The 14,942-nt window shown below is 59.7% G+C and carries 12 protein-coding genes; 9 read left to right on the forward strand and 3 right to left on the reverse strand.

Annotated features, from left to right (window positions below):
* Nucleotides 1-310 precede the first annotated feature (310 nt).
* Nucleotides 311-592 carry a hypothetical protein gene (locus ACLBWT_RS07055; RefSeq protein WP_447662333.1) on the forward strand — a complete coding sequence of 94 codons (282 nt, stop codon included), beginning with the start codon at nucleotides 311-313 and terminating at the stop codon, nucleotides 590-592.
* 153 nt (nucleotides 593-745) lie between these two features.
* Here the strand turns inward: ACLBWT_RS07055 and ACLBWT_RS07060 are convergent, their stop codons facing one another.
* Nucleotides 746-1,186: a VOC family protein gene (locus ACLBWT_RS07060; protein WP_447662732.1), complete on the reverse strand. Its 441-nt coding sequence runs from the start codon at nucleotides 1,184-1,186 to the stop codon at nucleotides 746-748.
* Between the two features lie 185 nt (nucleotides 1,187-1,371).
* On the opposite strand from ACLBWT_RS07060, the gene ACLBWT_RS07065 reads away from it, so the two are divergent.
* The 3 genes from ACLBWT_RS07065 to ACLBWT_RS07075 all read left to right on the forward strand — a co-directional run bounded on the left by ACLBWT_RS07065 (nucleotide 1,372) and on the right by ACLBWT_RS07075 (nucleotide 6,313).
* Nucleotides 1,372-1,758, forward strand: coding sequence for a VOC family protein (locus tag ACLBWT_RS07065; protein WP_447662334.1), 387 nt, complete (start codon nucleotides 1,372-1,374; stop codon nucleotides 1,756-1,758).
* A gap of 316 nt (nucleotides 1,759-2,074) precedes the next feature.
* Nucleotides 2,075-5,524, forward strand: a complete 3,450-nt coding sequence (locus ACLBWT_RS07070; protein ID WP_447662335.1) for an OmpL47-type beta-barrel domain-containing protein — start codon at nucleotides 2,075-2,077, stop codon at nucleotides 5,522-5,524.
* A gap of 393 nt (nucleotides 5,525-5,917) precedes the next feature.
* Nucleotides 5,918-6,313 (forward strand): MmcQ/YjbR family DNA-binding protein, encoded by a 396-nt coding sequence (locus tag ACLBWT_RS07075; protein ID WP_447662336.1) that lies wholly within the window; start codon nucleotides 5,918-5,920, stop codon nucleotides 6,311-6,313.
* Nucleotides 6,314-6,421: 108 nt separating this feature from the next.
* On the opposite strand, the gene ACLBWT_RS07080 is transcribed toward ACLBWT_RS07075, so the two are convergent.
* Nucleotides 6,422-6,832 (reverse strand): VOC family protein, encoded by a 411-nt coding sequence (locus ACLBWT_RS07080; protein WP_447662337.1) that lies wholly within the window; start codon nucleotides 6,830-6,832, stop codon nucleotides 6,422-6,424.
* Nucleotides 6,833-7,063: 231 nt separating this feature from the next.
* Here ACLBWT_RS07080 and ACLBWT_RS07085 point away from each other — a divergent pair, with 231 nt between their 5' ends.
* The 4 genes from ACLBWT_RS07085 to ACLBWT_RS07100 all read left to right on the forward strand — a co-directional run bounded on the left by ACLBWT_RS07085 (nucleotide 7,064) and on the right by ACLBWT_RS07100 (nucleotide 12,065).
* Nucleotides 7,064-8,893, forward strand: coding sequence for a LytS/YhcK type 5TM receptor domain-containing protein (locus ACLBWT_RS07085; RefSeq protein WP_447662338.1), 1,830 nt, complete (start codon nucleotides 7,064-7,066; stop codon nucleotides 8,891-8,893).
* The gene (locus tag ACLBWT_RS07090; RefSeq protein WP_447662339.1) at nucleotides 8,890-9,876 is read left to right on the forward strand and encodes a LytR/AlgR family response regulator transcription factor; all 987 of its coding nucleotides are present in this window, start codon (nucleotides 8,890-8,892) and stop codon (nucleotides 9,874-9,876) included. Before ACLBWT_RS07085 ends, ACLBWT_RS07090 begins: the two co-directional genes overlap by 4 nt.
* 309 nt (nucleotides 9,877-10,185) lie before the next feature.
* Nucleotides 10,186-10,527 carry a DUF485 domain-containing protein gene (locus ACLBWT_RS07095; RefSeq protein ID WP_447662340.1) on the forward strand — a complete coding sequence of 114 codons (342 nt, stop codon included), beginning with the start codon at nucleotides 10,186-10,188 and terminating at the stop codon, nucleotides 10,525-10,527.
* Nucleotides 10,524-12,065, forward strand: a complete 1,542-nt coding sequence (locus tag ACLBWT_RS07100; protein ID WP_447662341.1) for a solute symporter family protein — start codon at nucleotides 10,524-10,526, stop codon at nucleotides 12,063-12,065. The genes ACLBWT_RS07095 and ACLBWT_RS07100 overlap by 4 nt, the downstream gene beginning before the upstream one ends.
* 551 nt (nucleotides 12,066-12,616) lie before the next feature.
* Here the strand turns inward: ACLBWT_RS07100 and ACLBWT_RS07105 are convergent.
* Nucleotides 12,617-12,991, reverse strand: a complete 375-nt coding sequence (locus tag ACLBWT_RS07105) for a VOC family protein (RefSeq protein ID WP_447662342.1) — start codon at nucleotides 12,989-12,991, stop codon at nucleotides 12,617-12,619.
* 293 nt (nucleotides 12,992-13,284) lie between these two features.
* On the opposite strand from ACLBWT_RS07105, the gene ACLBWT_RS07110 reads away from it, so the two are divergent.
* Entirely contained in the window at nucleotides 13,285-14,262 is a 978-nt protein-coding gene (locus tag ACLBWT_RS07110) for an NlpC/P60 family protein (protein ID WP_447662343.1), read from the forward strand.
* The last annotated feature ends 680 nt before the right edge of the window (nucleotides 14,263-14,942 follow it).

Below are 14,942 nucleotides of genomic sequence, written 5' to 3' on the forward strand. Positions count from 1 at the left end.
TTTAGTTTGAAATCATGCGTGCCAAGGATGCAAGCGGCAGAGCGCCGGCAAATGGGGCTTGGGCTTTTCCTCGTCGATTTCATCAAAAGGCATCACGGGAACGAGTCTTGCGTTCGGAATTGAAAGGCCGATGATCGGCAAGAAAGAGACGGAAATGAGATGAGGAGAGACGAGAATGAGACGAGAAAGAGACGGGGACGAGACGAGAAGGAGGAAATCCAGCCTTTAGAATGGACAAATAGAAAAAATATAGGAACCTTTGCTGCAAACCGGTGTTGGATGGGTAAGGAGAAAGAGGAGGCGAGCAGCGATGCGTGAATACAGACTATTGGACGACAGCATTCTGATGACCGACGGCCGAAGCCTATGGTTGAAGAGGCTGGGCAGGGAGCCGGAGCCGGTGACGGCGGAGGCTATCATGCCGGATCTGCTTGAGCTGCTGGAAGCGCAAAGGGTCACCAAGGTGGCCAAGCTGCAGATGGAGCTGGCTCACGCTCTGGACGAATCGATGAAGCTCGGAGCGGAAGAGGAAGCGAAGACGGTTCTGGAAGCCTACCGGCCGGTCCTGGAGGAACGGGGTTCGATTCAATAACCTTTTTTCAAACGATGAAAAGACGATCCGGGAAAAGAGAAAGTCCCGGACCGTCTTTTTCTATGCGGATAAGAGGAAGCTTGCGCCTTGGTCCGAATCGCGATTCATCCAGAATGGCGTTATTCCAAGACGCTGCAGCCGTCCATGCTTCGCTTAGGCGGTCGGTTCGGCTTGCTGGCCCTGCTCAGCCATGGCGGCCATATCCATATGGAATACTTCCCATAGATGTCCGTCGACATCCTCGAAGCTACGGGTATACATGAAGCCAAGATCGGAGGCATCGACCGTCGCTTTGGCGCCGGCTTTCAGAGCGGTCTCGAAAATCTCGTCCACCTTGTCCCGGCTGTCCGCCGTTATGGCGATGATCGCCTCTGCGGTGCGGGAAGCATCCGCGATCTCTTTGTTGACGAACTTGCCGAAGAAGGGCTCGGTCAGCAGCATGACGAAAATCTGCTCGCTTACGATCATGCAGGCGGCGTCGCTGTTCGTCATGTCCAGGTTGAAGCCGAAGCCGACTTCACGGAAGAATGCCATTGACTTGTCCAGGTCTTTTACGGGAAGATTGACGAAGATCATGCTCGATGTAAGAGACATCATTGATCACCTCATCCTTGGATTTGACTCCAGTATATCCTCTTTGCCTAAGTGCTGTTTCTCATGGATTGCTATGATTTCCGCATGCGGCGGTCCGTGGGGTCCAGCTGCGCGGCTGTTGAAACGGGAGACGGTTGAATGAGCGGAGATGAGCATCCAATCCTTTTAGAAAGCTGGGCGAGACCATGCTGCACCATTTGGAATTGTATGTATCCGATCTGGAGGCTTCGGCCGGATTTTGGGGCTGGCTGCTGGGAGAGCTCGGCTACGAGCCCCATCAGCGCTGGGAGCAGGGACGAAGCTGGAAAAAAGACAGGTTCTACCTCGTTCTGGTGCAGGTGGAGGAGAAGCACCGCGACCGGGCCTACCACAGGCGGAAGGTAGGAATGAACCATTTGGCCTTCCACGCCTCTTCCCGCGAACAGGTCGACCGCCTTGCGGCAGAGCTGGCTGCCATGGGGACGGTCATGCTCTATGGAGACCGCTATCCTTATGGCGGAGGAGAAGGGCATTACGCCTTGTTCTGCGAGGACCCGGACCGGATCAAGGTCGAGGTCGTGGCTCCGGACTAACGGGGGCAAGGGGAGCCGGTCGATCTGCACGATTGGGTTTGATTTGCACGATTGGCTGTTCTGCACGGAGTCTAATTTTCACGTCATATAATCTCCGCTGGATGGCTGAACCGCTCGGGAGAGCGGTTTTTTTGCTGTCTGCAATAAAGGTGGAAAAGGAGCCATGCTAAACGATGCTTATTCAAATGTTTACAGAAATTTATCTAAGTAACAATAAAATTTACCTGACAAATGACTATCCGAAAACATCTTCCTGATATATTCTATTTCTGCCGGGAGATTAACAGAATATTCCGGCTTAACCGGAAAGGGGATCATGATGAGGACGAATTCGGTATGGAAGAAAAGATTGCTGCATGCGGCGCTTGCCGCCGCTGTGCTGGCGCCGACCCAGCTGACCGCTTGGGGCGGAGGCCAGGCGCATGCCGAGGGGCCCGCCGATCCAGCGCCGTTCATCAAGGCCAAGGTCGTCAACGGCAACGCAGGGAAGAAAGTGCTGTTCGACAATTCGCATGCCCAGACGGCCGGCGCGGCGGACTGGGTCATCGACGGAGGCTTCTCGGACTTCGGCAACGCGCTCGCCACAGCCGGCTTCGATGTCCAGGAGCACCGCAAGTCCACCCCGATCACCCTGGCGGATTTAAGCCCTTATAATGTCTTCGTTACCGCCGAGGCCAACGTTCCGTTCAAAACGAGCGAGCAGTCGGCCATGGCCCAGTACGTGCAGAACGGCGGCAGCATCTTCTTCATCGGCGACCACTACAACGCCGACCGCAACAAGAACCGCTGGGACGGCAGCGAGTCGTTCAACGGCTACCGCCGCGGAGCGTGGGACAACCCTGCGAAGGGAATGAGCGCCGAGGAAGCCGCATCCGCAGCGATGCAGGGCGTGCAGAGCTCCGACTGGCTGGCGGACAACTTCGGCGTGCGCTTCCGCTACAACGCTCTCGGAGACATCAACGCGAACAATATCGTAGCGCCGGACCAGGCATTCGGAATCACCCAAGGAGTGTCCTCGGTAGCGATGCATGCTGGCTCCACGCTGGCGATCATCGACCCGGCGAAAGCCAAAGGCATCGTCTATCTGCCCAAAACGAGCGCCAAATGGAGCAGCGCCGTCGACCAGGGCGTCTACAACGGCGGAGGCATCGAAGAAGGCCCTTATGTCGCCGTCTCCAAAAAAGGCGCTGGAAAAGCCGCGTTCATCGGCGACTCCTCGCCGGTCGAGGACGCGACGCCGAAATATGTGAGAGAGGATACGGGAGCGAAGAAAACGACCTACGACGGCTTCAAGGAAGTGGATGACGGCAAGCTGCTCGTCAACCTCGTGAACTGGCTTGCCGCTTCCGAAAGCTATACGAGCTTGTCTCAGGTATCCGGCCTGACGCTGGACAACCCGACGCCGCTGCTCGCCTTTGAGAATCCGGCGACCTCCACGGAGCCGCAGGCCGAGCCGTGGGCAGCTCCGAACGCCGGCTACAAATGGTATGATTCCAGCACGTTCCGCGCCGGGTCCTACGGAGTGAAGAGCAGCCCGACGCCAACGCCGACGTCGACCGTATCCCCGACACCGACGCCGAGCGCGACGCCTGCGCCTACTCCGGCGCCCGGCACGGTCGGCTACGAATTCGTCTCGCAGGCGACGCTGCCGAACAACGGCAGCGAATTCCAGATCCGCGTGAATGCGAGCGGCCTGACGCCGGGCAGCACGCTCAGCGGTTATTCGCTGGGCATCTATCTGACGGCCAACGGCACGCAGATCGCCCAGGTGCAGAACGATGACGGCACCTGGCCGAGCGCGTATGCGTACAGCTCCGCGTTCAGCCTGACTGCGGACAGCGCGGGCAGCGCCACCAAAGTGCTCAGCGTCCGCATCAAGTCCGGCTCCACAGGGGCGGCGAATCTGCGCTTGCGCCAGAACAGCACCAATCTCAAGACCGTCGCGGTCACGCTCGGGAATGTCCAGCCCGAGCCGCTGCCGACGCCGACTCCGGCGCCGACAGCGACTCCGGCGCCGACAGCGACCCCGGCTCCGACCAAGACGCCAACCCCGACCGCAACGCCGACTCCCAAGCCGGCTAAAATAACGCTGTCGGACGCAAGGACGCTGCCATCCGGCAGTGTCGTTTCCGTTCAAGGCGTCATCGTCAGCGAGCCGGGCATTTACGGCGGCGAATCCTTCTATTTGCAGGATGGCACGGCGGGCATCTACGTGTTCCAGAGCGAGCCCGGCTTCCATGCCGGAGACGTCGTGGAGCTGACGGCCGAGACGGCCGTCTACAACAGCGAGCTGGAGCTGGCCAACCCTGAATCCATCGTAAAGACAGGAACGCAGGAGCTGCCTTCGGCTGCCTCGGCCGACACCGTGACGGCAGCCAACCAGGGAACGCTGATCTCTATCGGCGAAGCGACGATCGCCAATCTGGCTGCCGCCGCACCTACGGGCTCGTTTGAATTCGATGCCGTGAAGGACGGGGCTTACGTACGCGTGCGCGCCGACGTCCGGACCGGCCTCAGCCAGGACAGCTTCCCGTATCATGACGGCGACCGGGTTCAGTTGCAAGGCATCTCCTCCGTGTTCAAGGGCACCTACCAGCTGAAGCTGCGCGGAGCTCAGGATATCGCCCTGCCGGCCGATACGGCCGCGCCGGCGACGACCGCTTCGCTGTCCGGCAAGCCGAATGCCGCAGGCTGGCATCAGGGAGACGTGACGGTCGTTCTCGAAGCGGCGGATGACCGTGCCGGAAGCCTGAAGACGTTCTACAGCCTCAATGGAGGCGGCGAGACCGCCTATGGAGCTCCTGTCCTGCTTTCGAGCGAAGGCACGATTACACTGCGTTATTATTCCATCGACGCCGCCGGCAACAGGGAATCGGCCCGGGAGCTGACGGTCCGCATCGACAAGACCGTTCCGGACGCCGTTCTTACGCAATCTGGAGGTCCTGTCGCCGATGCGGCCTTCACGGATACGCTGAAGTTCGAGCTGCAGGCATCGGATGCCCTCTCCGGCATCGTCTCCTCCGAGCTGCTGCTGGACGGACAAGCGCTGGCCAGCGGAACGCAGCTGCTCGCTGCCGATCTGGGCCTCGGCGCGCATTCCGTACGTTATATCGTGACGGACGCCGCCGGCAATACGGCCGAGCAGACGACCGCCTTCAACGTGACCGAGGGCGCAGCTTCCGCCAAGGGGGCTCCGGGAACTCCGGTGCTCAGCGACAACAACGGGCATGTCAACGGCTTGCGCGACGGCAGCTACAAGGTCACGATGAACATGTGGTGGGGCAACAACGGCAGCATCTACAAGCTGTACGAAAACGGCAAGCTGATCCGTACCGTCGTGCTGACCGATGCAACGCCTTCCGCCCAATCGTCCGCGGCGGAGATCTCGGGAAAAACCAACGGCACGTATGTGTACACTGCCGAGCTGATCAATGCCAAGGGAACGGCGCGCAGCGCTCCGCTGACCGTCCAGGTGACCGACGCGAATCCCGGCAAGCCGGTGCTTTCCCATGACAATTGGGACGGCGACGGAGCCTACCGCGTGACCGCCAATATGTGGTGGGGAACGAACGCAGCCGAGTACCGCCTGTATGAGAACGGCACGCTGATCGACACCCAGGCGCTGAAAGCGGCGACGCCGGCGGCTCAGTCCGCCTTCACGGACATTTCCGGACGCGCCAAAGGCACGTATGTATACCGGGCGGAGTTCGTCAACGCGGCGGGAGCCGCTTCCAGCGAGACGATCACCGTAAAGGTCAACAGGTGACGATTGCCGCTTCAGCCGGTTTCCATGCACTAGGATTTCTCCAGATCCCTTCGGGGATCTTTTTTTGTTTCGAGGCTACCCGAGACTATCCGTGGACAATGCTTCCGCCAAGGGGACTCCGGGGATTCCGGTGCTCAGCGGCAGCAGGCGGGCATGTCACGCCGCATGCAGTTCGGGGAAATCCGGCGGCTATTGGAGCGGAGCATGGCTGCGCTATAATGAAGCAAATGGCAGCCAACGGCTCCGGCTCGAGAGCTGCCGGCGAGGAGGCCAGGTTAGGAAGGGGTGATCCGAAGTGGAAGTCAACCCGGTGGGAGACTTGCTCAGCCGCGGCGAGGGCGATCTGTATGAACAAATGAACGCGAGAACGACCGGACAGGAGAGGAACGCGCAGTGAACCATGAAAAGCTGATCAAGCTTGGCCTCGGCTACCCGGGAACCAGCGTGAAAACCCCTTTCGACCCTGATATGCAGGTGCTGTACGTGAAGGACAAGATGTTCGCCCTCTTCGGACGGCATGCCGAATGGGAGAGCGTGAACCTGAAGGCCGATCCGGACGAAGCCTGGCTGCAGCGGGAGAGCTACCCGGATTCGGTTCTTCCGGGATACCATATGAACAAGCGGCACTGGAACACGGTCGTGCTGAATGGACAAGTTCCCGGCGATATCGTCCGGCAGATGCTCCAGGAGAGCTATCAGCTCGTAGTGGCCAAGTTCCCCAAGCGGGTGCGGGCGGAGCTGGCCGGAAGCATGAAGCGGGGCATGCCGGGCGGCGGGCAGGAAAGCTGACTTGCCAGCATCATAGGCAGCCGCGCAAGCGATTCAGAGAATCAAAAGGCCGATTCAAGCGGAAAAAGCCCGGGAATCCCGGGCTTTTTTGGATAAGCTCCGTATGAATCAGCCCGCAGGAGGGGCTTCGGTCGTAATCATCCAGAGAACGCCGTATTTGTCCGTCACCTGCCCGAAGAGCGTTCCCCAGAATGCCGGTTCCAGCGCATGGCCGATCGTTCCGCCTTCCGCCAGCTTGGCGAAGGCTTCGCGCGCCTCTTCCTCGTCAGCGAATTCAAGCGACAGATTGAGATTGGTGCCGGGATGGACGGGACGGAACGAGTCCGATATGAAGATCGTCACGCCTGCGGCGACGAGCGCCAGATGGAGAACCTTGTCCTTGAGGCTGTCGTCGTCCTTTGCGCCCGGCATTTCGCCGTAAGTCATGACGGACAGGATTTCGCCTCCAAGAGCCTCCGTATAGAATTCCGCCTGCGCTCTTGCGTCTTCCGAATGCAGGTAAGGGTACAGCTTGGCCATTCCGCTCATCCTCTCTCGTACTGGATATTTTGCTCATGAATACAGTGTACCTGAACGGCTTCGTTCCGGTTTCTCACGGATTGCTATAGATAGGATTCCACTCCTTGTCTTCGTCAACCTCCATGCACAAAATAACTAGGCAAATGATTGCGGGGCGGGATAAAATGGACTCAACTCCCAATTTTAGCTTTGATAGCGCTGTCAAATTTGCCGGAGCGAAGGAGTGGAGCCATGGAGCCCTATACCCGGGTGCTCATCGAGCGGATGGGCATGCTGCTGATTGTGATGTTCATCATGACTCGGCTTCCGCTCTTCCGCATGCTGCTGGATCGCGCGGTGACGATCCGGACAGGCCTGCTGTTCACGCTGATGTTCGGACTTATCGGCATTGCCGGCACGTACTCCGGCGTTGTCGCCGGAACCGATGGCATGCAGGCCGCCTTCTGGATCAGCCGGCTTGAGCCCGGCCAGTTGCTGGCCCACTCGGCTCTGATCGGCGTCGTGCTGGCCGGCCTGCTCGGCGGCGCATACGTCGGCGCCGGAGCGGGGCTGATCGCCGGGCTGCATGCTGCGGCGCTCGGAGGGCTGGCCGGCGGCGCCTACCTGGTCTCCACGCCGCTGATCGGCCTGCTGGCGGGGCTTGTTGCCCGTTTCTTCTACGAAGAGAGGATCATCGCTCCGATAAAAGCCTTTTTCATCGGCGTATTCGCACCCATCCTGCAGATGGGCGTCATCCTCATCTATACGACCTCCTCGCCCGAGGCGATCGCTCTCGTCAACAGCATCGGCATGCCGATGGTGCTGTCCAGCAGCCTTGGCATTGCCCTCTTCGTCGCGATGATCCAAGTCGCGCTGAAGGAGCAGGAGCGGTCAGGCGCGCTGGAGACGCAGCGCGCGCTCGCCGTGGCGGGAACGGTGCTGCCTCATCTGGAGCAGGAGCTCACGGTGGAGAGGGCGTCTGCCGCTGCCCGCGTGCTTGCGCTGGCGCTGCCGGCCGATGCCGTCGCCGTGGCGGATACGGCTTCGATTCTTGCTTATACCGGGTCCGGCTCCCGCAGGTTCGAACCGCTGAATCCGACCGGCTCGCCGTTATGCGTGCAGGCCATCCGCACAGGCGGCACGGTCGTCGCCGAGCTGCGCCGGGAGGAGGACGAATCCACCTTGCAGGCGATGGCATCGAAGCGCGGGAGAGCGGTCGTTCCGGGCTCCCGCCGCAAGGACGGATTGAAGCTTCGCGCCGCCCGCGAGCCTGGCGCCGTCATCCTGATCCCTTATCAGCAGTCGGGGCGGACGGTCGGCATGCTGCAGCTGTATTACCGCAACCGCCGTCTCATCCGCAGGGTGGAGGAGGAGTTCGCCGCGGGACTCAGCCGGCTGATCTCAAGCCAGCTGACGCTGGCGCGGGCGGCAGAGCTGGAGGTGCTGACGAAGGAAGCGGAGCTGCGTGCTCTGCAGGCGCAGATCCATCCCCATTTCCTCTTCAACACGCTGAATTCGATCGTCACGCTCATCCGCACGCAGCCGGAAGCGGCCAAGGGGCTCACCTACCAGCTGGCCCAATTCATGAGAGCGAGCCTGCGGACGGCACAATCGCCGCTGATTCCGCTGGAGCAGGAGCTTGAGCAGCTTGGAATCTACCTCAATATATTGCGGGTTCGATTCGGGGACCAGATGAGGCTGGAATGCGACGCCTGCCCGGATGAGGCCGGAATCCAGATTCCGCCTTCGACGCTGCAGCCGCTCGTGGAGAACAGCATCCAGCACGGCTTGCGCAGCGTCAGAAGCGGCGGAATCGTCAAGGTGACGCTTCGGCGGGAGCCGGGCTGCCTGTCCATTGCCGTGGAGGACAACGGCAGCGGCATCGACGGGACGGCGCTGTCCAAGCTCGGCGCGGCCCCTTTGCAGACCGCCGATCCGAGGGGCAACGGCCTCGGCGTCTACAACGTGAATCAGAGGCTGATCCGGCTTTTCGGAGCCGAATCCGCCCTTGTCTATGAGAATTTGCCTGCGGGCGGATGCCGGGTGGCCTTCCGCTTGCCGCTGGAGAGGAGAATCGGATGAAGCTGACCGTGCTGATCGCCGAGGATGAGAGGCTGGCCCGCGAGGAGCTTGTCTATATGCTGTCCAAGGAGCCTGATCTGGAGCTGCTGGAGCCGGCCTGCAGCGGCAAGGAAGCGATGGAGGCCGTCCTTGCCCGGCGGCCGGATGCCGTCTTCCTCGATGTGGAGATGCCGGAAATGACCGGCCTGCAGGCGGCTCGCGCCCTGATGGAGGCGGGCAATCCGCCGCTTTTCGTCTTCACGACAGCATACGACCACTATGCGGTCGATGCGTTCGGAGTCGAGGCGGTGGATTATTTGTTGAAGCCCTACGATGAGGAGAGGCTTCGGCAGGCGCTGCGGCGGCTGCGCGAGCGCAAGCAGAAGGGCATGCTCGAGCAGCCGGCGGGAGGGGGAGAGGGCGGCGCATCCTTAGCGGAAGCGGGACATGCAGCCGTTCCCGCTGCGGAAGCGGGAAGCAAGCTGGCCGCGGCTGCTGCCGCTTTTCCTGCGGCGGGAGCGGACGTCAGGCATGGCGGAACAGGCCCGGCCTCCGGTCCCGCCGGAGCGGTGACTGGGCAGGCAGGGGCAGGAAATGCTGCCGGGACACCGTCTGCAGCAACGTCTCTGCCGCTTCCGGTTTCCGCTGGTCCTGCTTCAGCGCGGCGGATCCGTCTGCTGATCGAGGATGGGGGGAAGATGGTCGTGCTCGACGGCCGCTCCCTGCTGTTCGCCGTCAAGGAAGAGAAGCTGACCCGGATCCGGATGGCCGACGGAAACGAATATACGGCGCGCCAGACGCTGCAGGAGCTGGAGGAGCGCCTCGGCGCGGGTTATTTTCGGCCGCACCGGAGCTACCTCGTCAACCTGGATTACATTCGGGAAATCCAGCCTTGGTTCAACGGAGCCTACAACGCGGTGCTCAAGCATGCGGAGGAAATCCGCATCCCGGTGTCCCGTTCCGCCGCCAAGGAAATGCTGCGGCTGCTGGAGGAAGGCGGATGAGCGCGTCTGAGCATTCGGCCTGGAACGGGCCGGGCGATGACGGGAAGGGGGACTTCCATTCCAGCAAGGCCTGTGCTCTGCTTCCACATCGGAAGCAGAGCTTTTTGTTCGATTTAATGAAGGTTCGTCGGTCCAGGCTGCCCGAGCGGGAATGCGGCTGCCCATCGCTGACTGCGGCATCCGACCGTTCGCAACCGCATTTCCTCCATTCAGGAAGCGGAATCAACATTTCGCGACGCAAACGTTCCGGAGGCGGAGACTTGGCGTGTATAGTAGAAATAAAGCGTTTTCATTAGAGGAGGATGCCAAGTGGCCAAAGCTCCGCTGACCTACAGCGACGTAGCCCGTTCGGATTCGTTTCGTGCCTTGTTGCGGAAGAAAAAGCAATTCCTGCTCCCGATGACCCTCTTTTTCCTCGCTTTCTACTTTACCCTGCCCATCCTGACCTCCTACTCCAAGGTGCTCAACGAGCCCGCGCTCGGACCGGTCTCCTGGGCATGGCTGCTCGGCACGGCGCAGTTCATCATGACCTGGACGCTATGCACCGTCTACAGCCGCAAGGCGGCCAAGTTCGACGAGATGGTCGAAGGCATCAAGGCCGAGGTCGCGCGCAGCGGCCAAGCCCATGAGAAAGGGCGGAAAACTTCATGAACACGGCGTTTCTGCTGTTCCTGCTCATTGTGCTCGGCACCCTGGTCATCACTTATTACGCATCCAAAAAATCCAAGACCGCGAGCGAATTCTACACCGCCGGCGGCGGCTTGACCGGCTGGCAGAACGGACTGGCCATCGCCGGCGACTACATGTCGGCCGCTTCCTTCCTCGGCATCGCCGGCATGATCGCGCTGTTCGGCTTCGACGGCTTCTTCTACAGCATCGGCTTCCTTGTCGCCTATCTGGTCGTGCTCTATCTCGTCGCGGAGCCTTTGCGCAACCTGGGCCGCTATACGATGGCCGACATGATCGCCGCGCGCTTCAATCAGCCGCAGATCCGCGGCGTGGCGGCGCTGAACTCCATCGTCATCTCGATCTTCTACATGATCGCCCAGCTCGTAGGCGCAGGCGGCCTGATCGCCCTGCTGATTCCGAGCCTGGATTACACCACCTCGGTCCTGATCGTCGGCGTGCTGATGACGGTATACGTCGTCTTCGGCGGCATGACCGCCACGAGCTGGGTGCAGATCATCAAATGCGTTCTGCTCATGGCAGGAACGCTGATCATCTCCCTGATCGTATTCGCCAAATTCGACTTCAACATCGGCCATATGTTCACGGAGATGAAGAGCGCTACGGGCCTGAAGGAAGCGTTCCTGAATCCCGGCAACAAATTCAAGAACGGCCTCGACACGATCTCGCTCAACCTGGCGCTCGTGCTCGGCACAGCCGGCCTGCCGCATATCCTGATCCGCTTCTTCACGGTCAAGGACGCCCCGACCGCGCGCAAGTCCGTCGTGACGGCGACGTGGATCATCGGCATCTTCTACATCATGACGCTGTTCCTCGGCTTCGGCGCCGCCGCCTTCGTCGGCGAGGAGACCATCGTGAAGGCCAACGCCGCCGGCAACATGGCCGCGCCGCTGCTGGCCAAGGCGCTTGGAGGAGAGTTCCTGTTCGCCTTCATTTCCGCTGTCGCCTTCGCCACTATTCTAGCGGTTGTGGCTGGACTGGTCCTGTCGGCCGCATCGGCCTTCTCCCATGACTTCTACAACCATATCCTGCGCAAAGGGCAGGCCAAGGAAAAGGATCAGGTGCGCATGGCGAAGCTTGCCTCCGTCGGCGTCGCCGTCATCTCCATCATCCTGGCTCTTTTTGCCCAGAAGCTGAATGTCGCCTTCCTCGTCTCGCTGGCCTTCGCCGTCGCGGCAAGCGCGAATCTTCCCGTCATCCTGTTCACGGTATTCTGGAAGAGATTCAATACGTCCGGCGCCATCACAGGCATGCTGACCGGCCTCATCTCGGCCTTGTTCCTGGTCATGATCAGTCCGAATGTCTGGAACCCTGTCGCAGGCAAAGCCATTCTCGTCGGCACGCCGCTCATCGACCTGACGAACCCGGGCATCATCTCCATTCCGCTCGGCTTCATCGGCGCGTTCCTCGGAACGTTCCTCTCGTCCAAAACGAATGCAGCCAAGTACGACGAGGTGCTGGTCAAAGCCAATACAGGCATATCGGATCTTCCGACTTCGTAGGCTTCGAAAGCGAAGCAAGCCGCCTTCTCCATCAAGGATGGGGGAGGCGGCTTTTTCATTGTCGCGGGCTGGATGTGATTGGAAGACGGACAGGCAAAAGGTCCGTCCTCGCTTGAGAATGGCGGATTGCGGCCGCTTTAAGGCATGGGCGTAAACGAGCGGAGGAAGTTGGCCAGCCAGCTGCAGACGAAGAAGCCTGACAGCACGATGGTTAAGGCGATCGAAGCCGCTTTGGGGATTCTAGGAATGTTTCCGAGCAGCTTGGCCGCGGCGACGGTGCATGATGCCGTTCCCATAACACAAAGGAGAAGCAGCAGTCCCAGGAGCCTTTCACCTCGATCCTAAATGAAGTTCTTAGTAGATAGGACGGTTTCCAGGCTCCTAATATATCAAGCAAGCCCGAATCTTGCTCCGTTCCTTCCAGCTTGAAGCACGAGCCGTCCTCGGGAGATGGCCAAAGCGATCAGAGCCTTGGCATGAACTCCAGCCGGGAGATGGCGAAGGTGATCAGAGCCTTTCCATGAACTCCAGCCGGGAGATGGCGAAGGTGATCAGAGCCTTTCCATGAACTCCAGCCTATTGCCGAAGGGATCACTGCAATAAAAGCGTCCGATTCCTTCTTCGGCACGCGTCTCGTCCTCTTGGACGGCGATTCCGCTTGCCACCAACCGAAGCCGCAAGGCATCCAGCCCGTTCACGCCGAAGGCGGGATGGGCTTTCGCGGCAGGAACGAAATCCTTTTGCACGCCGATATGGACCTGATGCGCTCCGCATTGGAACCAGACGCCGCCTCGGCTCTGCAGGGCAGCGGGCTTGGGCAGCTCGGGCCAGCCCAGCACATCCCCGAAAAAGGCGCGTGCTTCGGCTTCTCTGCCGGCTGGAGCGGCCAGCTGCACATGATCAATGCCGTGAAATGAGTACCCCATGAAAGGTTGGCCTCCTTAACACGTGAATGGTGCGAATTGAAATGAATGAGAAAGCGGGGTTCCAGCTTGATTAGAGAATTTTAGTTTCAATTAATGAAACTATGTTTTAAAAATCTATTTTAGTATACCTCTATTTCATAAAAATTCCATCCCTCCGCGTATAATTCCAACTTCCGAATCCACTCTAAGAACAGATCGGAGCTGCAGCGTTGCGACCGGATCGGCGATCAGAGCTGCGGCTGCATCGGCGGTCAGAGCTGCGGCTGCATTCCAGAGCATAGGGAGTGGACATAATGGCACAAAGAAAATGGCTGCGAAAAAGCTTGAAGCCGGCCTTCGTGCTGGCTGCGGCGGCCAGCTTGGCAGGAGGCTGCGGCACGGCTGGAGAGAGGCCTTACAACGATTTGAACATGCGCATGCAGAATATGCAGCAGAAGATGGGCGCCGGTACGATCAAGGTCGGAAAGCAAAGCGCCTATCAAGTTCCGATGACGGAAGCGGACGGCAAGGTATGGATTCCGCTGGAGCATGCCGCACGCGCAGTCAATATGAAGGTGCATTCCATGCGCGACGGTTATGCGATCGGAGATACGGACGCGGCCTACAAGATTCGGATGGGCGACGTCAACGCAGTATCCGGCAGCCGGACGGTCGATTTGCCGGATGCCCCGCGTTCCATCGGCGGCCAGCCCTGCATTTCATCGGATTCGCTGACAACGCTGCTCGAGACGCCGGTCCGCTGGAACGCCAAGACGAGAGAACTGACCGTCTCGCCGCTTCGCGATTCTCCGCAAGCCAATACTCAAAGAGGCATCACGATGCAGATGACGGATCCGACCGGCCTGCGCAGCGGCGGCACGATGCAGCCGTTTTCCACGGGAAGCGCGCAGGAGCTGCTGCAGCTGGCCAAGCGTTTTCTCGGTACTCCGTATGATTTTGGCGCGGGCAGCTATGCTTCTACGAAGAAGTTCGACTGCTCTTCCTTTACCCAATACGTCTATGACAAGTTCGGCGTCAAGCTGCCCCGCACATCGCGGGAACAATCCCAAGTGGGGCGGACCGTCAGCGAGTCCGAGCTTCAGCCCGGCGACTTGATGTTCTTTTATACGCCGGGTCGCTACGACAGCAACAAGGTGGTCGGGCATGTCGGCATCTATGCAGGCAATGACAAGATCGTTCAAACATACGGGGATCCGGGCGTCGTTGTGAGCGACTTCAACGAATACTGGAAAGGGCGGTTCCTGTTCGGCAAGCGCGTGTTAAGCAGCTAGACATTAGAACCGGGCCGTGACGCCGCCTGCGGCTGATTCCGGGAAGCAGCGCTGATCGGGTTTCAGGCTTCGAAAACAAACACGGAACTGCAGCAGCGAGTTTGACGGGCATGCCCTGAACAGCCGTGGTCTGTACTTATATAAATATGCGGAAATTCGTACCGGTACAGCTGGATCAGCTGAATTGCAGAATGCTTTTGTCCTCGTATGGAATCAAGGCCAACCCGACGTTCATAGCGCCGTCTCCCTTCTTAATCACGATTCGTCTATCACAGGGCTGGCAGGGCAGAACGGTTATAGCGGAAAAGGAGGTATTGAAACCTGGCTGGAAGCAAACGATCTGTCGGCACTGAACTCCTATAAGTCGGCGGTTAAACTGATGTTCCGGGAATAAGTGGCGTTTTGGCATTTGGTTGGGCCCGACATACATGTCATCGTTGCCAAGACCGGTTTTAAAGTGTCGGATAGACGTGGCGTCATTGGATTGGTACTCGGTAATCGGTACTCGGTACTCGGTAATCGGTACTCGGTACTCGATTCTCGGTCATCGGTCATCAGTCCTCGATTCTCGGTCATCGGTACTCGATTCTCGGAAATGGGTACTCGGTGATCGATAATCGGTAATCGGTAATCAGTAATTGTATGTTATCGGGGGATACGCGGCGTCATGGCATCAAAAA

The sequence above is a fragment of the Paenibacillus sp. D51F genome, from assembly GCF_053345695.1.

Excerpts from the sequence above, each read along its gene's own strand:
- ACLBWT_RS07100 (WP_447662341.1), top strand. The coding sequence starts at position 10,524 with ATGAACACGGCGTTTCTGCTGTTCCTGCTCATTGTGCTCGGCACCCTG.
- ACLBWT_RS07065 (WP_447662334.1), top strand. The coding sequence starts at position 1,372 with ATGCTGCACCATTTGGAATTGTATGTATCCGATCTGGAGGCTTCGGCC.
- ACLBWT_RS07060 (WP_447662732.1), bottom strand. The coding sequence starts at position 1,186 with ATGTCTCTTACATCGAGCATGATCTTCGTCAATCTTCCCGTAAAAGAC.
- ACLBWT_RS07105 (WP_447662342.1), bottom strand. The coding sequence starts at position 12,991 with ATGGGGTACTCATTTCACGGCATTGATCATGTGCAGCTGGCCGCTCCA.
- ACLBWT_RS07110 (WP_447662343.1), top strand. The coding sequence starts at position 13,285 with ATGGCACAAAGAAAATGGCTGCGAAAAAGCTTGAAGCCGGCCTTCGTG.
- ACLBWT_RS07090 (WP_447662339.1), top strand. The coding sequence starts at position 8,890 with ATGAAGCTGACCGTGCTGATCGCCGAGGATGAGAGGCTGGCCCGCGAG.
- ACLBWT_RS07080 (WP_447662337.1), bottom strand. The coding sequence starts at position 6,832 with ATGGCCAAGCTGTACCCTTACCTGCATTCGGAAGACGCAAGAGCGCAG.
- ACLBWT_RS07085 (WP_447662338.1), top strand. The coding sequence starts at position 7,064 with ATGGAGCCCTATACCCGGGTGCTCATCGAGCGGATGGGCATGCTGCTG.
- ACLBWT_RS07070 (WP_447662335.1), top strand. The coding sequence starts at position 2,075 with ATGATGAGGACGAATTCGGTATGGAAGAAAAGATTGCTGCATGCGGCG.
- ACLBWT_RS07055 (WP_447662333.1), top strand. The coding sequence starts at position 311 with ATGCGTGAATACAGACTATTGGACGACAGCATTCTGATGACCGACGGC.